This is a genomic window from Chitinophaga sp. (genome assembly GCF_039596455.1).
Taxonomy (GTDB): Bacteria; Bacteroidota; Bacteroidia; order Chitinophagales; family Chitinophagaceae; genus Chitinophaga.
This window is the reverse complement of record NZ_JBCNJR010000001.1, coordinates 15,417-34,525: the sequence shown is the minus strand read 5'-3', so window position 1 is coordinate 34,525 and position 19,109 is coordinate 15,417. Positions and strand designations below refer to the sequence as shown.

The 19,109-nt window shown below is 49.6% G+C and carries 11 protein-coding genes and 1 tRNA gene; 9 read left to right on the top strand and 3 right to left on the bottom strand.

Going from position 1 to position 19,109, the window contains the following annotated elements; genetic code table 11:
• Positions 1-10 precede the first annotated feature (10 nt).
• The 7 genes from ABDW36_RS00130 (at position 11) to ABDW36_RS00100 (ending at position 14,027) form a co-directional block, all read left to right on the top strand.
• A complete protein-coding gene (locus tag ABDW36_RS00130) occupies positions 11-1,474 on the top strand; it encodes a RagB/SusD family nutrient uptake outer membrane protein (RefSeq protein ID WP_343699849.1) in 1,464 nt (487 codons plus the stop codon).
• A 68-nt stretch (positions 1,475-1,542) separates the two neighbouring features.
• Complete coding sequence (locus tag ABDW36_RS00125; RefSeq protein WP_343699848.1) at positions 1,543-4,290, top strand: trehalase family glycosidase; 2,748 nt, start codon at positions 1,543-1,545, stop codon at positions 4,288-4,290.
• Positions 4,291-4,831: 541 nt separating this feature from the next.
• Positions 4,832-7,894, top strand: coding sequence for a TonB-dependent receptor (locus ABDW36_RS00120; protein WP_343699847.1), 3,063 nt, complete (start codon positions 4,832-4,834; stop codon positions 7,892-7,894).
• Positions 7,895-7,901: 7 nt separating this feature from the next.
• Positions 7,902-9,449: a RagB/SusD family nutrient uptake outer membrane protein gene (locus ABDW36_RS00115; RefSeq protein WP_343699846.1), complete on the top strand. Its 1,548-nt coding sequence runs from the start codon at positions 7,902-7,904 to the stop codon at positions 9,447-9,449.
• A 68-nt stretch (positions 9,450-9,517) separates the two neighbouring features.
• Positions 9,518-10,993: a glycosyl hydrolase family 39 gene (locus tag ABDW36_RS00110; protein ID WP_343699845.1), complete on the top strand. Its 1,476-nt coding sequence runs from the start codon at positions 9,518-9,520 to the stop codon at positions 10,991-10,993.
• Positions 10,994-11,117: 124 nt separating this feature from the next.
• Positions 11,118-12,968, top strand: coding sequence for an FG-GAP-like repeat-containing protein (locus ABDW36_RS00105; protein ID WP_343699844.1), 1,851 nt, complete (start codon positions 11,118-11,120; stop codon positions 12,966-12,968).
• A gap of 174 nt (positions 12,969-13,142) precedes the next feature.
• The gene (locus tag ABDW36_RS00100) at positions 13,143-14,027 is read left to right on the top strand and encodes a glycerophosphodiester phosphodiesterase family protein (RefSeq protein ID WP_343699843.1); all 885 of its coding nucleotides are present in this window, start codon (positions 13,143-13,145) and stop codon (positions 14,025-14,027) included.
• Between the two features lie 83 nt (positions 14,028-14,110).
• On the opposite strand, the gene ABDW36_RS00095 is transcribed toward ABDW36_RS00100, so the two are convergent.
• Together ABDW36_RS00095 and ABDW36_RS00090 are read right to left on the bottom strand one after the other, a co-directional pair.
• Positions 14,111-14,686 (bottom strand): N-acetyltransferase, encoded by a 576-nt coding sequence (locus tag ABDW36_RS00095; RefSeq protein ID WP_343699842.1) that lies wholly within the window; start codon positions 14,684-14,686, stop codon positions 14,111-14,113.
• 259 nt (positions 14,687-14,945) lie between these two features.
• A tRNA-Glu gene (locus ABDW36_RS00090) sits at positions 14,946-15,020 on the bottom strand.
• Between the two features lie 143 nt (positions 15,021-15,163).
• Between ABDW36_RS00090 and gap the strand changes: the two genes are divergently transcribed.
• Together gap and ABDW36_RS00080 are read left to right on the top strand one after the other, a co-directional pair.
• Positions 15,164-16,180, top strand: coding sequence for a type I glyceraldehyde-3-phosphate dehydrogenase (gene gap / locus ABDW36_RS00085; protein WP_343699841.1), 1,017 nt, complete (start codon positions 15,164-15,166; stop codon positions 16,178-16,180).
• 94 nt (positions 16,181-16,274) lie between these two features.
• Positions 16,275-17,471, top strand: coding sequence for a phosphoglycerate kinase (locus ABDW36_RS00080; RefSeq protein WP_343699840.1), 1,197 nt, complete (start codon positions 16,275-16,277; stop codon positions 17,469-17,471).
• Positions 17,472-17,544: 73 nt separating this feature from the next.
• On the opposite strand, the gene ABDW36_RS00075 is transcribed toward ABDW36_RS00080, so the two are convergent.
• Complete coding sequence (locus tag ABDW36_RS00075) at positions 17,545-18,918, bottom strand: dipeptidase (protein ID WP_343699839.1); 1,374 nt, start codon at positions 18,916-18,918, stop codon at positions 17,545-17,547.
• Positions 18,919-19,109: the final 191 nt, after the last annotated feature.

The following is a 19,109-nucleotide window of genomic DNA, read 5'->3' as shown; positions in this document are numbered from 1 at the left end:
ATGATATCTCATGAAATTCAATCATCATATTATATACAGGGCCGCAGCACTTGTTTTGCTATTGTCTTCCTGCGGCAAAGGCTTTATAGACCTGAAGCCCATATCCACCATCACTACAGATAATTTCTATAAAACGGAAGAGGATTTCAAAAACGCCGTTAACGGCGCTTACAACGGGCTCAGAACAGGCGGCACATATGGCGTTGACAGTTACGTTTTTGCGGAGATCAGGTCAGACAACTCCATGCCTGTAGCTTCCGGCTCTGTAACTGACCAGGACGAATTTGACCGCTTTTACATACGCACCACCAATCCGTTCATCAATAACCGCTGGAGCAACAGCTATACGGCCATATCCCGGTGTAACGCCATTCTTGACCGTATTGCCCCGGTTGCAATGAGTGATGCCCTGAAGGCCCGGTACATTGGAGAAGCCAAATTTCTCCGGGCGCTCTTTTATTTTAACCTGGTGCGCACCTTCGGGGATGTGCCGCTGGTATTGAAAGAGATCACCAACGGTAATGAAGGCTATGAATATGGCCGGAACGCCAAGGCGGATGTATATGCACAAATAGAAAAAGACCTTGCAGAAGCCGCGGCTGCGCTGCCTCCTTCCTACACCGGCGCAGACGTTGGTCGCGCTACGGCAGGCGCCGCAAGGGCTATCCTGGGCCGCGTATTGTTGGCGCAGAAGAAATTTGCACCGGCAGCTGTAGAGCTGAAGGCCGTAATTGACCTGGGGCAGTATGCACTTGTGCCGGTTTACGCAAACTTCTTCGTGGTGAATAACAAGAACAACAAGGAGGCCATCTTTGATGTACAGTACCGGTCGGGCGGCATCGGGCAGGGGAACCCCTGGCCCAATTCCTTTGCCCCGCAAAATTCAGGGAATGCGGTGATTATGTTTGGCGGTGACGGAAACAACACGCCCACAGATGATCTGCTGAACGAATACGAAGCCGGGGACCAGCGGAAGGACGCAACTATTGCCACTTCTTATGTGAATGCCAACGGTGTTACCATTCCCGGCAACTTCGTTAAAAAATACCGGGACGTACCGGGAATCAAAAACGATAATGGTAACAACATCCCCATCATTCGCTATGCAGACGTGCTGCTGATGTACGCGGAATGTTTAAATGAAGCGGGCTATGTTGCCGGCGGAGATGCCTTCAATTATCTGAACGAAGTGCGTAACCGTGCGGGGCTTGCAGACCTCACCGCCGCAGAGGTGCCTGACCAGGCTGCGTTCCGGCTGGCCATGGAACATGAAAGAAGAGTGGAGTTCGCCTTTGAAAACCTCCGCTGGTATGATCTTGTGAGAACAGACCGTGCCATCACCGTACTTAACGGAAAATCGACACAGATCAACCTGGTAAACCCTGTTACCCCGCAAAACCAGGTATTCCCAATTCCACAAAGCCAGATAGACATCAATAGCTCGAAGATCACCCAGAACGAGGGTTCCAACTAAATAATAAATGCCTGTCAATTGCCGGAAAAATCCCGAAATTGGCAGGCATTTTTTCCAAAACTTCCGTTATGAAATTAATAACAGGGTTCATGGTCAGCCTTGTATGCTTGCTTGCGGCTGATGGTGCGGCACAGGATTTTGATACCTCAACGCTAAATGGTACTCATGATCTCCGGTTGCCTGCCTGGGGGCCTTATTCCAAACGGTATGCAGGTATTTCCCATATTCCGGATGCCGCGTCTGGTATGCGGTTTGATTTTTCCGTGTTGCCCGGTTATTACAGGAATAAACTGCTGGTGCCCAATGTGCGGTTTGAGTCTTCTTATTTTCCCTGGAAGGTGAAAGATGATCTCAGCTCCATTACTTACCGGTATGAGCTGGAGTGGAAAGACCAGGTGTATACGGATGTTACCTATACATTAATAGATACTGCGGCCGTATTGGTAACAATGCATTGCGTCAACAATACGGCGCTGCCGCAAAACCTTTCCCTCAACCTGATAGCCTCCATAGAATACCCGGAGCATTATGGAACCCAGGTGTTAAAATACCGGGAAGGGACGCAATGGTACAATGCCGTGAATTACCGTTCGCTTTCTTACGCCGTTAAGAAGCCCAATGCAGATCTTGTTTACGACGGATGGATGCGCGGCGAGGTGAGGGATGCCCGCCTTGTTGATGGCCGGGGTGTTGGCCGGGAATTTGGCCGCCAGCCGGGAGATAAGGTGGTATATGATGTAAACCTGCCGTCTGCCTTCAGAAAAGGCAGGCTGCTTTTTATTTATACGATGAACGGTGGAAGAGAGTCTGCCGTGCAGCTTTCAGGGTTGACCAGTCAAAAGGTTGTTTTCAAACCAGGTGATACGCTGGCCATGGTGGACGTTCCTTTTGACGCTGCAGGCAATGGCAGCCGGAGCTTGACCCTTACTTCCCTAGGCGGTGGGGATATACTCCTGAACGGCTTTCTTGTTACCACGGCGCCATCCGGCCAGCCTTTTACAATGGAGCCCGCGCCCCTGCATAAAACGCCGGTAACGGAAGAAGATCTTCAGGCGCGTACCCTGTTGCTGAAGTACCAGGATGCACCGCTGCATTATGGTATTACCTGGGACAGCGAGCTTTTTAAGGTACGCAGTATTAAAAATGACGAACTGGACATTTTTCTCCGGAATGAAACGCATAACCATGTGGCTAAAGTGCTGAACGGGAATATGAAAGGAGACTACGCCAATATTTTTATCAGACCGGTAGAACTGGCGCCATTCTCGTCACAGACCCGTACCGCGTTACTTAGCTGTGGAGCGCGCAACAACGTATTGGCTGCATTGAAAAACGGTTCGCCGCTAAAAGAGCGTTTTGCCGCGCAACTGCAAGATACCCTGCAGGAAGAAAAGGGAATACTGGAAGAAGGGAGGCAATACCTTTTCAGCCACAAGCTGCTGAAAAGCACATTGCTTTCAAATGTGGTATACCCTGTTTATACGCAAAATCAATTCATCAGGCATTTTACGCCCGGCAAGTGGTGGAACAGCCTGTACACCTGGGACCTGGGTTTTGTTGCGCTGGGGCTTTCAACCATCAACCCGGCGTTGGCAGCGGAATGTATCAATACTTATGTAACGCCGCCGGGCAGCCAGTCTGCCTTTGTTCATCATGGCACGCCGCTGCCTGTGCAGGTCTATGCGTTCCTTGAACTATGGAACAAAACCCAGTCAAAGGAGCTGCTCAGTTATTTTTATCCGCGGCTTAAGCAGTATTATGAATTTCTGGCAGGGCGTTATGGAAGCTCTTCTACCAATGTACTGGCTTCAGGTTTGTTGAAGACCTGGGACTATTTTTACAACTCCGGCGGGTGGGACGATTATCCGCCGCAAACAGGCGTACATAGCCAGCGTTTGGCGAAGCAGGTAACACCGGTAGTAACCACGGCGCATGCCATCAGGGTGGCCAAGATACTGAGAATGGCCGCCCGTGCCCTGGGCAGGTCTGCAGACCTTAAGGAATATGACAGGGATATCAACCGGTTCACGGCTGCCCTGCAAAAGCATTCCTGGGATGCAGAGAACGGCTACTACTCATACGTGATGCATGACACAGCCGGCCGCCCCACCGGGTTTTTTAAAGACCCGGCCTCCGGGGTCAATTTCAACATGGGGCTTGACGGCGCTTACCCGCTGATATCCGGCATGTGCACGGCCAGCCAGCAGGAAATTTTAACCGGCAAGGTCTTTTCTCCCGAACATATGTGGAGCCCTTCCGGCATTACTGTGGTAGACCAGTCTGCTCCTTATTACCGGATAGACGGCTACTGGAACGGGGCGGTGTGGATGCCGCATCAGTGGTTTATCTGGAAAGCCATGCTGGATATGAACAGGAGTGACCTTGCTTATAAAGTAGCATCTCGTGGCCTGGACGTTTATAAGAAAGAAACGGACGCCTCTTATTACACATTTGAGCACTTCCTGGCGGCGTCTGGCAGAGGCGCCGGCTGGCACCAGTTCTCCGGTTTGTCTACACCCGTGCTGGCCTGGTTTGATGCGTATTACAAAACGGGCACCATTACGCCGGGGTTTGAAGTATGGATCAACAGCCAGTCATTTAATAGTGCCTACACCTCTTACAAGGCGGATATTTCCTTTGATGAAGCTACCCTTCCGCACCAGCGTGCCGTACTGGCGGGAATGAACCCGGCGTATACCTACCGGGCGCAGTTCAATGGGAAGCCGGTTGTACTTGACCGGTTGCAGAAAGGCGTGATCCAGGTTACGCTTCCCGCTACCAATAAAAGCGGAACGCTGACCATAGAGCGGGAATAATTTGCGGCGGCTAGATTTACCCATGCCGCCTGATTCCCCGCTGATACCATTGCACCACTATAAAATGATTTGAAAGTCCGTTCCTGAACGCATCAGCCTGTTTCATGCACGAACACTGCGCCCGCCACGCAGGATAACGACCCTCCTTGCCCCCTTTATAGCATTACCTGTCCGACACCGCCAACTCTTTACGGTATGCCTGATATCACCATGCTCCGCAACCTCCCTCTGCACTGCAGTATTTGATATGTAAATTTTCTTTCAATCGTTGGGCTTTAAAAACTTCCTCGAGCCGTACCGCAAAAGCTGATTTTCAGGGATTTTTAGCAAAATCAATATTAAATAATCTTTAATTTTCTTGCTTTTTATTCATTTTTGCCATTATAAAGTGTTTAAAATCAATTAAATTAAGTTTCAATTAGTTTAAAAACAGGATGATACAGGATGGTTTATTAGGTGGTTAGAGTACTTTTAGAAAAAGATCCACACAATTATGAAAAAACACTTTTACAAAGCACGGTATAGTTGCAAACTATGCAGTTTGGTTTTGGTACTCCTTTTCTTCACAAATTTTGCGTTCTCGCAAGAAAAGACCGGCGTCATCAAAGGCAAGATAACTGATGAAGCAGGGCCTTTGATAGGAGCTACTGTTGTTGTTGCTGGTACAACCATCGGCGCTCAAACCGATGCAAATGGCAATTACTCTTTTAACATCGCGCCAGGCCCTTACAAACTGAAAGCATCTTATATAGGCTTTCAGAGTATAGAGAAGAACGTGACGGTGGTAGCCGGTGAACCTTTGACGGTCAATTTCAGTATGACCGGCGTTACGCAGATGGATGAAGTGGTGATCAGTTATGGCAAACAATCGCGCAGGGACATTACAGGTTCTGTGGCAACTATAGACGCAAAATCCCTGGAAGATATGCCCGTTATGCAGTTCGGTCAGCAGTTGCAGGGTAAGGTTGCCGGCGTGAATGTAATGCAGAGCAGCGGCCAGCCTGGCAGGGGGATCTCGTTCCGTATCCGTGGCGCCGCCTCACTGGCTACCGGTTATCAGCCGTTGTTCGTGATTGACGGTATGCCGATCACAGGAAGTATTAATAATATTAACCCGGACGAGATCGAATCATTTACAGTCCTGAAGGATGCTTCGGCTACTTCATTGTATGGCTCACGGGCGGCCAACGGGGTAATACTGATTACAACAAAGCACGCAAAGGCAGGCACCAGCAAAATTGACTTTAACGCCAATTATGGCTGGCAGAAGCTGATGCAAAACCGTATCCCGAAAACCATGAACGGCACTGAGTGGGCCAGGTTCATGCAGGAGCGCTTTGAGGATAAAGTAAAATACGAAAACTTCAATCCTGCCTCAATACCTGCCGAGTACCAGGGTGATGTGACCCGTTACGGGAAAGGTACCGACTGGCATGACCTGCTGACACAAACAGCGCCCATCCAAAGTTACAGCCTGAGCCTGCTCTCTGCCAGGGAAAAGTCATCATCTGCGGTAATAGCAGGGTATGAAGAACAGGAAGGGGTGGTTATTAACACTGGTTCCAAGCTTATTTCGCTCCGGTTGAACCATGATATGTCTTTAGCTAACAACAAAGTAAAGGTTGGTTTCAACCTGGCGCCGAGTTACCGTATGGACCACAACAACCGGCTTCCATCAGACGGTATAGAAGGATATTACGCAAAGATACTGGAGTCCAGCCCGATCCTGAGCCCTTATAATGAAGACGGAAGCTACCGGATCGGCGCTTTTTCGCCAGGCATGACCTCTTATGTAAACCCATTGGCCCGGGTAAAAGAAAGCCAGGACGATTATAAGACCACCCGCATCCTGGGTAATGCCTATGCGAATTATACGGTGTTACCGGGACTGACCCTGAAAGTCAACCTCGGTGTTGACAAGGGAGCTGAAACACGTAACCAGTATCTGCCGCAGGTGGCCTTAAATACATCCCCTAACCTGTCTGTCAGGTCTACCGCCATCAGCTCATCTGTAGATAATTATTCGTATACCGGGGAGGCCTTCGTGAACTATCAGAAAACCCTTATGGAAAATCACCACCTGGAGGCCCTGGTAGGGTATGCCGTACAGAAATTCAAGGAGGAAAATAATTCCATTAGTGCAACAGGTTTTCCTTCTGATGATGTCCGTTATATAAGCGCAGCTTCAGAGATCACTTCCGCCACCAGCAATATGACACAACACTCGTTGTTGTCCGAGATCGGGCGTTTAAACTATAGTTACAAAAGAAAGTACCTGCTGCAGGGTTCAGTTAGGCGAGACGGTTCATCAAGATTTGGTTCTGACCGCAAATACGGATGGTTCCCGGCGGTATCGGCGGGCTGGGTGGTAAGCGACGAGTCATTTATGGAAAGCCTCAAAGCGGTTAATTTTCTGAAACTGCGGGCCAGCTATGGTATCACGGGCAATAATGACTTCGGCAACTTTACCGCCATATCGTCACTGAGTAAATACAATTATCTGCTTAATGGAGCGCTGGTACAGGGGCAAACCATCGGAACACTCGGAAATACGGAGCTGGCCTGGGAAAGGAACAAACAGCTGGACCTGGGAATAGACATAGAGCTATTGAATAACAGGATCTCGTTCACCTATGGCTATTATCGCAAAATGTCTGACGGGCTGATACAAGTCAGGTCTTTACCAAGAGCCTCCGGATTTGCCAACATTCAGTTTAACATCGGTCAGTTCGAATTCTGGGGGCATGAATTATCGGCCACTACCGTAAATACAACCGGTAATCTGAGGTGGACAACAAACGTCAACGTTTCCTTTGAAAGGAACCTGATAAAAAACCTGGTAGACCCGGGCTATATCCGCAGGAATACCGGGATTTTGTCTGATTACTACAGGAACCAGATCGGTCACCGTCTTGGAGAATTTTACGGGTTTGTGCACCAGGGTTTATACAAAGATGAGGAAGACCTGGCCAAGTCAGCCAAATATTCGTCCGGCTCCACCTATTCTGCTGTAGGCACGCTGAAAATGAAAGACATCAATGGAGACGGCGTGATTGATGATGTAAATGACAGGACATTCATTGGCGATCCTACACCAGACTTTACTTTTGGCCTTACCAATAACTTCAGTTATAAAAATTTTGATCTGAGCATAACAATGGCCGGACAGGTGGGTGGAGATATTCTGGCCGCCGGCAAATGGGCCTACCTGACCAATATGGATGGTTCGAGGGTTCCGTTAGCCGCCGTAGCAGACCGCTGGCGCTCTCCGGAGAATCCCGGTTCAGGAGTGTATCCGAGGACTTTAGTCAACACCACCGCACTTGGCCGCTCCGTAAACTCGCAGTGGATAGAGAACGGCACCTATCTTACTGCCAAGAACATTGCACTGGGGTACAAGTTTAATCTTAAAAATAACCGGATGCTGAGCAATCTCAGAATATACGCATCGGTTCAGCAGGCATTTATAATAACAGGTTATTCCGGCTACAACCCTGAAATTTCTTTGTCCGGCGGAGATGCGGCAACCGGCCTTGGTGTGGATGAAAATGCTTACCCCGTTCCAAGAACATTCTCAATAGGCTTTGCTTCTACGTTTAAATAGTACAAACATGAAAAAGATATATATACTGATCGCTGTTCTCGCATTGACAATAACAGCCTGTAAAGAGGATTATATTTCATTATTACCGGAAGGCTCCCTGCCTCCTGCAAATTTTTACCAGACTGACGAACAGCTGCAATCTGCTGCCATAGCGGCTTATGTTCCCCTGAGAGATGTTCTCTGGAACGATTTTTTTGCATCGGAGATGCACGCAGATAATACCCATTACCAGCCCTCTCCCAATAACCGTGGATCGGCCAATGTATTCCGGGAAAGTGGGGCAGACTGGAACAACGAAAGCACCAATGACTATATCAATTCCATTTATTTTCACAGCTATACCTGCATATCCAGGGCAAATATCCTTATTGGGCGGCTCCCTGATGCGAAGAAAGCCACAGAGGCGGGCAAGGCAAAGGCTGAGGGACAGGCCAAGTTTATCAGGGCGTTGAATTATTATAAGCTGGTCCGCCTCTTTGGCGGAGTGCCGCTGCACCTTACTGAAGTAACCAAGGCGGATGAAGCCTTTTTGCCGCGTGCAAGTGTTGAAGAGGTGTATGCGCAGATCATTGCAGACTGTCAGGATGCCATCGCAAAATTACAGCCGCCTGCCAAGTTCCCGCAAACGGGAGAGGCCACCAAGGGCTCTGCAACGGTATTGCTGGCTGATGTATATGTCACTTTAAAGAGATATGCGGAGGCGGAAACGCTGTTAAATACGCTGCCCGCCATGGGATACAAGCTAACTCCCAATTATGCCGATGCATTCAAACCGGCCAATAAAAACAAAGAAGAGTCCTTGTTTGATGTACAATATCAGACAATAGCAGGCAACGGCAATCAACCTAATACGTTCCCGCAGGCTTTCCTTCCCAAAACGGCCAATACCACGCTGATCACCGGAGCCCCATCGAGCAACACAGTTAGTACCGGCGGCTGGAACAAACCTGTACAGGACCTGATAGATGCCTATGAACCGGGCGACAAACGCCTCGATGCTTCTATTGCAGTTGCGGAAGGCACTTATGATGACAGTTACGTGATGACATTGTCTGCAAACAAAAGCATAATAAATTATGTGCCTGCCGCCGGGAAAGTTGGTCAGCCTTACATTAAGAAATACCTGGACCTTCCATTCCTCATAGCCGGCAGCTCCAGCGCCAACTGGCCAATTTATCGATATGCGGAAGCATTGCTGCTCCTGGCAGAGGCATTGAATGAACAGGGCAAATCACCTTTGACCCCCTTAAATGCCGTTCGAAAAAGGGCCGGGCTCGGAGACATTACAGAAACCAATAAAGAGGCATTGAGAGATATTATCTTTCATGAAAGAAGGGTAGAGCTGGCTTTTGAAAACAAACGTTTTAATGATCTGCAGCGAGATCCCAAAGGCCTGGCCATTATGGAGGCCTATGCAATTAAGGCAAAAGCGACATATCCTTTGTTATCACCTACTGCGTTCAATATTCAGGCATATAAGTTCCTGCTCCCGATCCCGCAGTCAGAGCGCGGATTAAACCCCGATCTGACACAAAACCCGGGATACAGTAATTAAACGGAGATTATTAACATAAGGGGGCATCCCTGTTATGCCCCCTTTCTTACTGACCAGATATGCATAAAATGTATAGAAGACTAAGGGTGGCTTGCTGCTTTGCCGTGGTACTTATACCTTTTAAAAAGCTTGCCGCGCAGGAAAAAAGCGTCACCGTTAACTGGAACAATGTTCTTACGGTTTCCAAAACTATACCCACGCTGCAGGTAGTATACAACCCTATGTTGCGTGCGAACTCCCCGATACATAAAGCTTCTTTTGAGGCCTTAAAAAACCTGGAGGCCGATTACGTGCGTTATGTACCCTGGTACCCCTATCCCAAAGCGGCCGTTGCAGCACTGAAGGCGCCAACAGCCACGGAAACTTTCTGGGATTTTCAGTATGCAGATCCGCCCCTTATCGATTTTATCGAAGCCACCAAAGGACACCCTCCTGTGATTAATTTCAGCACCATACCGGTATGGATGTTCAAAACGGCGGAACCGGTGCAACATCCTGCCGATCCGGATCTGCCTTTCTGGAGTTACAAGTTGGGGAAGGAACTGCGCGATTCTACAGGTAAAGAAGTAGCGGATTATTTTGTCAGGGTATTCAGCTGGTATACTAAAGGCGGCTTTACCGATGAGCTGGGTAAATTTCATAAATCCGGGCACTACTATAAATTTCCTTATTGGGAAGTGCTGAACGAGCCGGACCTGGAACACCAGATGTCGCCTCAGCTGTATACAAAAATTTACGATGCGGTTGTTTTGGCGCTTAAAAAGATCTCACCCGAAACAAAATTTATCGGCATCTCCGTGGCCCTGGAAACCGACCCGCAGTGGTTCGAGTATTTCCTCAACCCGGCCAACCATCAGCCAGGTGTTCCCCTGGATGGTATTTCCTACCATTTCTACGGTCGGCCGGCTTCTTTAGACCAGCGGATAGATAGCTACCAGTATTCTTTTTTTGATCAGGCCAATGGTTTTCTGGACCGTGTACGGTACATTGAAAATATCCGCAAACGTCTGGCGCCGAATACCTTCACTCACATCAATGAAATCGGCACCATCCTGGAGAACAGGGATTATAAAGGGGTGATCCCCGCTGAATACTGGAACCTGTCAGGCGCCATGTTTGCCTATCTTTTTGTAGAGCTGAGTAAAATAGGCATTGATGCCGCTCATGAATCACAGCTGGTAGGTTATCCTACCCAGTTCCCGGATGTAACAATGATCAACTGGAAAACAGGAAAACCCAACGCAAGGTATTGGATACTAAAGTTGCTCAGGGATAATTTCGGGCCAGGCGACAAACTCGTTCCCGCCAGCTCGCACCACCCTGATGTGGCGGCCCAGGCATTTATTACTGCAAGCGGCAAAAAATTGCTGCTCATTAACAAAACCAACAAAGAGATCCGCCTTAAGCTCCCCGCCATGGAAGGAGCAACCTTACAAACCGTTGACGTGAATACCGGAGATAACCCCATAGCTCATGCTGAACTTACGGCCAGCACCTTCCTGGTAAAGCCTTTTGCGGTGACTGTTATTAAAATAAAGGAATGATATAGTACCTGTTTAGATGTGTGACGTGAAATGAGTTTCAGTGGCTTTGGCTGGAAGTATCTCATGTAATGAATTAGGTTTCGTAGTATAAAAAAGCACACTTAATTACATTAACTACATCAAAATGAACAAAACAAACTTAACGCTTAAAAAGCCGGTCCTGGGCATGGCCCTGGTACTTTCCCTTGCAGGATGCGTAAAGGACCCGCTAACAAAACAGGGAGAAAAAATCGGTGTCCCCAACACCCTGGCAACGGTGCCATTAACGCTGGCCGATCACAACCCCTTCAAGGTCATGTCTTTCAACATCAAACAGAATGGCACGGCAGACCCGCTAACCATCTTCGAGCGCCTCCCTCTCATGGTACAGATCATTTCAGCCAACTCGCCTGATATTTTTGGCGTGCAGGAATTTTCTGGCAACGCATTCCAGCCCATGTTCAGGTCAGAAATGGCGGCTTTGGGGTATGCGGACTATTTCGAAAGATGGGCCATTGACTACCAGCCCAAAACCATTTTCTTTAAAACAGACCGCTTCACCCTGCGAGACAGCGGAACAGTTCAGCTTGGCGCCAGCTCCACGCTCACTACCTCCGCCTGGGTGGTACTGCAGGACAATGTGACTTCCAAAAAGTACTTTGTCAGTAACAGTCACTGGCGATTCGATTCTGAACCTGACAGGATCATTAATGCCACTGCACTGGTGGCCGCTGTTCAGCAGCACAATACGGAGAATTTGCCGGAGATCGTATTGGGCGATTTCAATTCCATGGCCGGCAGCACCGCCATCGGCATCCTAAAGGACGGTCTGGACGTAGTTGATGCATTGAATGAAGAAGGTGAAACGTACCATCGATGGGATAGCATCGGCGTTTCGAAACCGGACTGGATAACAAGTACGAGGGACATGGCCTTTACCGGCCCCACCATTATTAAGACCAGTTTTAACGGCGACTGGGCTTCAGATCACTGGCCAATTATGGCTACCTACATGCCTGCAATTTTCGGGGCCGCCGTTGCGGACAACGTTGGCATCAGCGGTAATGCAAACACGGTATATTCCTTTGGAGATATCAATGGCGACGGTAAAAAGGACAAGATCTACTGGAACGCAACGTTCGACGGCGGTAAGCCGCGGGTATATTTGTCCAACGGCAATGGCACATATGCTACAACGGTGGTTCCTCACACTGCCGGTGCATCTACACTGACCAGCACCAGATATTATTACGCTGATGTAGATGGTGATGGAAAGGACGATGAAATAGTCTGGGACCCCACTCAGAACTCCGGCCGTACCAGGGTATTCCTGGCTACTTCAAACGGAAATTTCAGTTCAACCGCCATCAATAACCCCGAAGGTACCAGCGGGAACAGCGCAACAATATTCAGATTTGCCGATGTGAACGGCGATGGAAAAGCTGACAAGATATATTGGAACGCCACCTTTGATGCAGGCCATACCCGTGTTTACCTGGCCACCTCCGGCGGCAACTTCAGCCCCACGGTGGTATCCGGAACAACCGGCTCAAGCACCACGGCCGGTACCCAGTTCTGGTATGCGGATATAAATGGTGATAATAAGGCAGACAAAGCCTTGTGGCATCCCTCGCTTAACTCCGGGAAGGTAATGGTCTACCTTTCAGACGGAGACGGTACTTTTACCGCTTCCCCGACATTTAGCGATTCTGGCGCCTCCAGCGGAGTGGCTTCTACAGTATTCCATTTTGCGGATGTGAACGGAGACGGGAAGGCCGATAAAATATACTGGAGGCACAGCGCTTATCTGGGCAAACCCAAAATATACTATTCCGATGCAGGTTTTAAAGGGCCGATCTACTCGCTGAGAGGCACAAGTGAAAGTGCTAGTACCGATCTTTTTTTCACTGATATCACCGGTGATGGAAAAGCCGATATGGTGCGCTGGAACTATGCAGAGTACGGCGGGGAATTGAGGAATTATCTGGGCAACTGAAACGCACCTGGCGTTCCGGATGACGATGAGTTGCCGCGTGGACCCTGTGTATCGAATAATAGCCCATTGTTCTGTGTGAATAAGTCTATACTTTTATCCTGAACCTGATGTCAACGACATTACGACGCTGAAAAACTGAATATCAATAGCATTTAGAAAAGAAAAATTAAACAAATGAAACGATTTCTTGTTGTGGGTTGTCTTATTGGAATATCGACAATCGGAAGCCTGTCGGCTCAAACTTCTGCGTTACGGACATATAAAATGAAAACCTTAAAACAGGCGCAGGAATTTTTTCATTATAAAGGAAAAAATGCGCGGATCATCAGCGGCCATAGAGGCGGTATGATAAAAGGTTTTCCGGAGAACTCCATCGAAACATTTGAGAATACCCTGAAATACACAAGTGCTTTCTATGAGGTTGATCCCCGTATGACCAAAGATAGCGTAGTAGTGCTGATGCATGACGCAACGTTAGATAGGACAACCACCGGTAAGGGAAAGATTTCTGATCATACCTTTGCCGAATTGCAGCAATTGCGCTTAAAAGATCCGGAAGGAAATGTAACAAATTTCAGGATTCCCACACTGATGGATGCTATTAAATGGAGCAAGGGCAAAACCATCCTCAACCTGGACAACAAGGGCGTACCTTACGAGATCATATACAAGATCATCAAAGAGAGCGGAAACCCGCTGGTGATGCTCACCATTCATAATCCGGAACAGGCGCGGTTCTACCTGGACCAGAACCCGGAAATCCTGTTCTCGGTGCATATCCTTTCTAAAAAGGCTTTTGATGCGTATGAAGCAGCGGGTATCCCATGGAAGAATATGATCGCCTACATCGGTCCGAAATTCACTCCGGAGAACAAGGAACTTTTGAAGTTATTACACAGCAAAGGTGTGATGTGCATGATTTCCGCAGCGCCCACAACAGACAAATTGACGGACAAAAAGGAACGTGCCGGCGGCTATCGCGCTATTTTTGCCGAAGGGGCGGATATCCTGGAATCAGACTTGCCGATAGAGGTGGCTGCTGCAATTAAGAACAAATAACAGCCTTGAAGGCTACTTGTCTTTTTTTGATTGCAGGCGGTTGATATTAAAGGGAAAGCTCGTTGTTCTGACGAGCTTTCCCTTTACCGTGCTTTTCTCAGCATGGGCCGTAAAACAGGCGAGCTGCCCGATTGAATTTCGCCGATAACCTCGAAACCGTGACGTTCGTATAGCGGAATATTTCTGGGATTTGAAGATTCAAGATATGCGGCCAATCCATCACGGTCAACGGCCTTGAGCGCTTCAGTCATCAGTGCGGAGCCTATCCCCGCGCCCTGATGTACCGGGTCAACACCTATCATCGGCAGGTACCAGTGCGGCTCAGCCGGGTGAAATTTTCCCATTCGCTCAAAAATTATCTGCATATCCTCTCTTATGTCGTCATCTGTGTTCTCGTTGAACAGTCTTTTTAAAGATTCTTCATCCGAGTCAATACCGGGCGGCAACCATAGGGTTGCACCGGTGAAACCATCGGTAACGTAAGCTGTTCCCTTCCCGAATGCGCTTCCGCCGAAAGCCTTAGTTATTAAAGGGAAAATTGCCAAATATCTTGCCGGGTCAGGCAGAGACCACCGGGCCATCGGATCAACGTCGAATGCCAACGTTAATACGCCAATGGCGCCGGCTTCATCCGCTGCTAAAGCTGTTCTAACTTTCATATCAACACCTTTATATAAATTTCCTTTTCAAATCGACTACCTGTGTTTGTTAATAGTAACAATTAATAGTACGGGTCTGTTCAATCCGGAAAGTTGCCGTTGCGGGATACCAAACCCTGCGGTTAGGGTTGGTGCGTACCGAATGACTGAAATTTGGGAGGAGCAATAGCAGGGCTGACATCCCCAATGGCGCAGAAGTTTTCCTGAAGTAAAGCTGTAATCAAAGAAAAAGGCCCTTCAATGAAGAGCCCTTTTTTCCTGGTACCGCGTACGGGAGTCGAACCCGTCATTCCTCCGTGAAAGGGAGGCGTCTTAGCCGATTGACCAACGCGGCATTCCCTCATTTGGGATTGCAAAGGTATAATCCATTTCACAATTTCCAAAAAAAATTTACTTAACCTAAATATCTGTTGATTAATACCGGCAGAGCATGTATTTTCGCCTTTCGATTTTTTCATCTACAAACTACAGTGTAAAATGGGAACGACTCTCAAAATTGGTATTAACGGCTTCGGGCGTATCGGCCGCCTGGTGTACCGCCAGATCTACAATATGCCCGGTATAGATGTTGTGGCTATCAATGACCTTACAAGCCCCGCCGTTTTAGCGCATCTGCTGAAATATGACTCCGCACAAGGTAGATTTGGACAGGAAGTGACGCACAGTGACAATTCCATCTCCGTAAACGGTGAGGAAGTGAAAATATATGCCCAGAAAGACCCTACCCAGATTCCCTGGAAAAACCATGACATTGACGTGGTAATTGAATGTACCGGGTTCTTTACTGACAAAACCAAGGCAGAAGCCCACATCACCGCCGGCGCCAAGCGCGTGGTGATCTCAGCCCCCGCCACCGGCGACCTGAAAACCGTGGTATACAATGTAAACCACAACATCCTGGACGGCAGCGAAACCGTTATTTCCTGCGCTTCCTGCACCACCAACTGCCTGGCTCCGATGGCCCAGGTGCTGAACGACAAATTCGGCATCGTAACCGGCCTGATGACCACCATCCACGCTTACACCAATGACCAGAACACCCTGGATGCCCCGCATCCCAAAGGTGACCTGCGCCGCGCCCGCGCCGCTGCCGCCAACATTGTGCCCAACAGCACCGGCGCTGCCAAGGCCATTGGCCTGGTGCTGCCTGAACTGAAAGGCAAGCTGGACGGTAACGCCCAACGCGTACCCACCATCACCGGCTCCCTCACAGAGCTCACCACCATCCTCAGCAAGAAAGTAACGGCAGAAGAGGTGAACGCTGCCATGAAAGCCGCTTCCAACGAGTCTTTCGGTTATACTGAAGACGAAATTGTAAGCTCAGACATCATCGGCATCAACTACGGCTCCCTGTTTGACGCCACCCAAACCAGGGTGATGACCCAGGGTGACCTCCAGCTCGTGAAAACCGTGTCCTGGTACGATAACGAAATGAGCTACGTATCCCAGCTGGTACGTACCGTTAAACATTTTGCAGGTCTGATCAGCAAATAAGCGGATCTTACAGATATTGCCAACCCTCCGCGAAACGCTGATCAGACAGCGCTCTCCGGAGGGTTTTTTTCTTACAATTCCTAAATAGTTCATCATGAGCAAGTTCTCAGACCATAACTTCAAAGACCAGAAAGCCCTTATCCGCGTGGATTTCAACGTGCCCCTTAACGACAAGTTCGAGATCACGGACGATACCCGCATGCAGGCCGCCGTACCCACCATCAGGAAAATACTGGCAGACGGCGGCGCCGTTATTCTCATGAGCCACCTGGGCCGTCCCAAGGAAGGGCCTACCAACAAATATTCCCTCAAACACCTGGTATACCACCTGGTTAACCTGCTGGGCGGGGCTACGGTAAAGTTTGCGGAAGACTGTGTGGGCGAGCCTGCGGAAACAGCCGCTTCCAACCTGCAAATGGGGGAAGTGCTGCTGCTGGAGAACCTGCGTTTCCATAAAGAAGAAGAAAAAGGAGACAAGGCCTTTGCTGAAAAGCTCGCCAAACTGGGAGACGTATACGTAAATGACGCCTTTGGCACGGCCCACCGCGCCCACGCCTCCACTGCGGTGATTGCTGAATTTTTCCCCGGAGATAGGAGAATGTTCGGCCTCCTCATGGAAGCGGAAACTCTCAGCGCCGAAAAAGTGCTCCACAGCGCAGAGAAGCCTTTTACCGCCATCCTGGGCGGCGCCAAGGTGAGTGACAAGATACTCATCATAGAAAACCTCATGAACAAAGCCAACAACATCATCATTGGCGGCGGCATGGCCTACACCTTCCTCAAGGCGCAGGGCAAAGAGATAGGCAACTCCCTGGTGGAGAATGACAAGCTTGACCTGGCGCTGGAGCTGCTGGCCAAGGCCAAATCTCTCGGGGTACAGCTGCTGATCCCGGAAGATTCTGTGGCAGCAGATAAATTTGCGGCAGACGCCAACACGCAGGAAGTAAGCAACGACAATATTCCTGCCGGCTGGATGGGGCTTGACATAGGCAAGAAATCTATCGCGAAGTTCAGCGAAGTGATAGCCGCTTCCAAAACCATTCTCTGGAACGGGCCTATGGGCGTGTTTGAAATGCCTGCCTTCCAGGGCGGCACCAAAGCGGTGGCAGAAGCCATTGTGAAAGCAACGGCTGCCGGCGCGTTCTCTCTCGTAGGCGGTGGTGACTCCGTAGCCGCGGTGAACCAGTTTGGGCTGGCAGACAAGGTGAGCTACGTATCTACCGGCGGCGGCGCCATGCTGGAGTACTTTGAAGGTAAAGTGCTGCCCGGCATTGCGGCCATTAAAGGATAGAAAACCCGCACTCATAAAAAACGGGCGTGCCGGATAACCGGTACGCCCGTTTTACTTTATAATGCCAGGAGCCTTATTGGCGGCTCATTTCAGCAAAATACTGGTGAAAGTAGGGAATGGTTTCAATGCCCTTGTAAAAGTTTACCAGTTCATATTTTTCATTGGGAGAGTGCAGGTTGTCACTATCCAGCCCAAAGCCCATCAGCACGGTTTTCAGGCCCAGCACTTTTTCAAACAGCGCCACAATGGGAATGCTGCCGCCCCCGCGTACGGGAATGGGGTCTTTGCCGAAAGTGGCGGAAATGGCCTTGCTGGCGGCTTTGAACGCCACATGGTCTGTCGGCGTTACGTAGGGAGAGCCGCCATGGTGAGCAGTTACCTTCACTTTTACGGATTTGGGCGCTATTTTCTCGAAGTGCGCTTTAAACAGGTCGGATATTTTAACCCAGTCCTGGTTGGGCACCAGCCGCATGGAAATTTTGGCGAAGGCCTTGGAAGGCAGCACGGTTTTGGCGCCTTCCCCGGTATAGCCGCCCCAGATGCCGTTTACCTCCAGCGTGGGGCGTATGCCCGTTCTTTCAATGGTGGTATACCCTTTTTCACCCCACAGCTCGTCTACGCCCAGGTCTTGCTTGTATTCCGCCTCATCAAAGGGCGCTTTGTTCAGATTTTCCCGCTCTGCGGCGCTCAGCTCCTGCACGCCGTCATAAAAGCCGGGTATGGTGATGTGGTTGTTCTCATCGTGCAGAGACGCTATCATTTGGGCCAGTATGGTAGCCGGGTTGGCTACGGCGCCGCCGTATACGCCGGAGTGCAGGTCCCGGTTGGGGCCGGTCACTTCCACTTCCATATAGGCCAGGCCGCGCAGGCCGGTGTCTATGGAAGGGGTGTCCATACTGATCATGGAGGTGTCCGAAATCAGCACTACGTCCGCTTTCAGGCGTTCTTTATTGTCGTTCAGGAAAATGCCCAGGTTGTTGGAGCCCACTTCTTCCTCCCCTTCAATCATGAATTTCACATTGCAGGGCAGGGTATTGGTTTTGATCATGGTCTCGAAAGCCTTCACGTGCATGTAAAACTGGCCTTTGTCGTCCGCGGAGCCGCGGGCATATATTTTACCGTCTTTGATCACGGGCTCAAACGGGGGGCTGGTCCAGAGGTCAAGCGGGTCAGGCGGTTGCACGTCATAGTGGCCGTACACCAGCACGGTAGGCAGGGAAGGGTCAATAATTTTGTCGCCATACACTATGGGGTGGCCGGCAGTGGGGCAAACCTCCACATTGTCTGCTCCAGCCTCCACCAGTCTTTGTTTCACGGCTTCCGCGCAGCGCTTCGTATCATCGTTGTGCCGGGAGTCGGCACTCACTGAGGGAATCCGCAACAGGTCCAGCAATTCGTTCAGAAAACGGTCTTTATGCTGTGCCTGGTAATCTTTCCAAACTTGCATGATTGAGCTATTAAACGTTCACAATGGACGCAATTTAAAGGAAAATGGATGACTGCCCGTGAATTAAGGCAGAAAATTGATGAGAGGGGGGACGGGCGGAGGAACAAATGGTCAGCCGCCGTTGTGTCACTCACTTCAACGGCAGAGGGGCTATCGGGCAGGAGGGTTGAGCGTATTACGGCCACAAAAAA

Coding starts and splice junctions, on each gene's coding strand:
- ABDW36_RS00130 (WP_343699849.1), top strand. CDS start 11: ATGAAATTCAATCATCATATTATATACAGGGCCGCAGCACTTGTTTTG.
- ABDW36_RS00125 (WP_343699848.1), top strand. CDS start 1,543: ATGAAATTAATAACAGGGTTCATGGTCAGCCTTGTATGCTTGCTTGCG.
- ABDW36_RS00115 (WP_343699846.1), top strand. CDS start 7,902: ATGAAAAAGATATATATACTGATCGCTGTTCTCGCATTGACAATAACA.
- ABDW36_RS00110 (WP_343699845.1), top strand. CDS start 9,518: ATGTATAGAAGACTAAGGGTGGCTTGCTGCTTTGCCGTGGTACTTATA.
- ABDW36_RS00105 (WP_343699844.1), top strand. CDS start 11,118: ATGAACAAAACAAACTTAACGCTTAAAAAGCCGGTCCTGGGCATGGCC.
- ABDW36_RS00100 (WP_343699843.1), top strand. CDS start 13,143: ATGAAACGATTTCTTGTTGTGGGTTGTCTTATTGGAATATCGACAATC.
- ABDW36_RS00095 (WP_343699842.1), bottom strand. CDS start 14,686: ATGAAAGTTAGAACAGCTTTAGCAGCGGATGAAGCCGGCGCCATTGGC.
- gap (WP_343699841.1), top strand. CDS start 15,164: ATGGGAACGACTCTCAAAATTGGTATTAACGGCTTCGGGCGTATCGGC.
- ABDW36_RS00080 (WP_343699840.1), top strand. CDS start 16,275: ATGAGCAAGTTCTCAGACCATAACTTCAAAGACCAGAAAGCCCTTATC.
- ABDW36_RS00075 (WP_343699839.1), bottom strand. CDS start 18,918: ATGCAAGTTTGGAAAGATTACCAGGCACAGCATAAAGACCGTTTTCTG.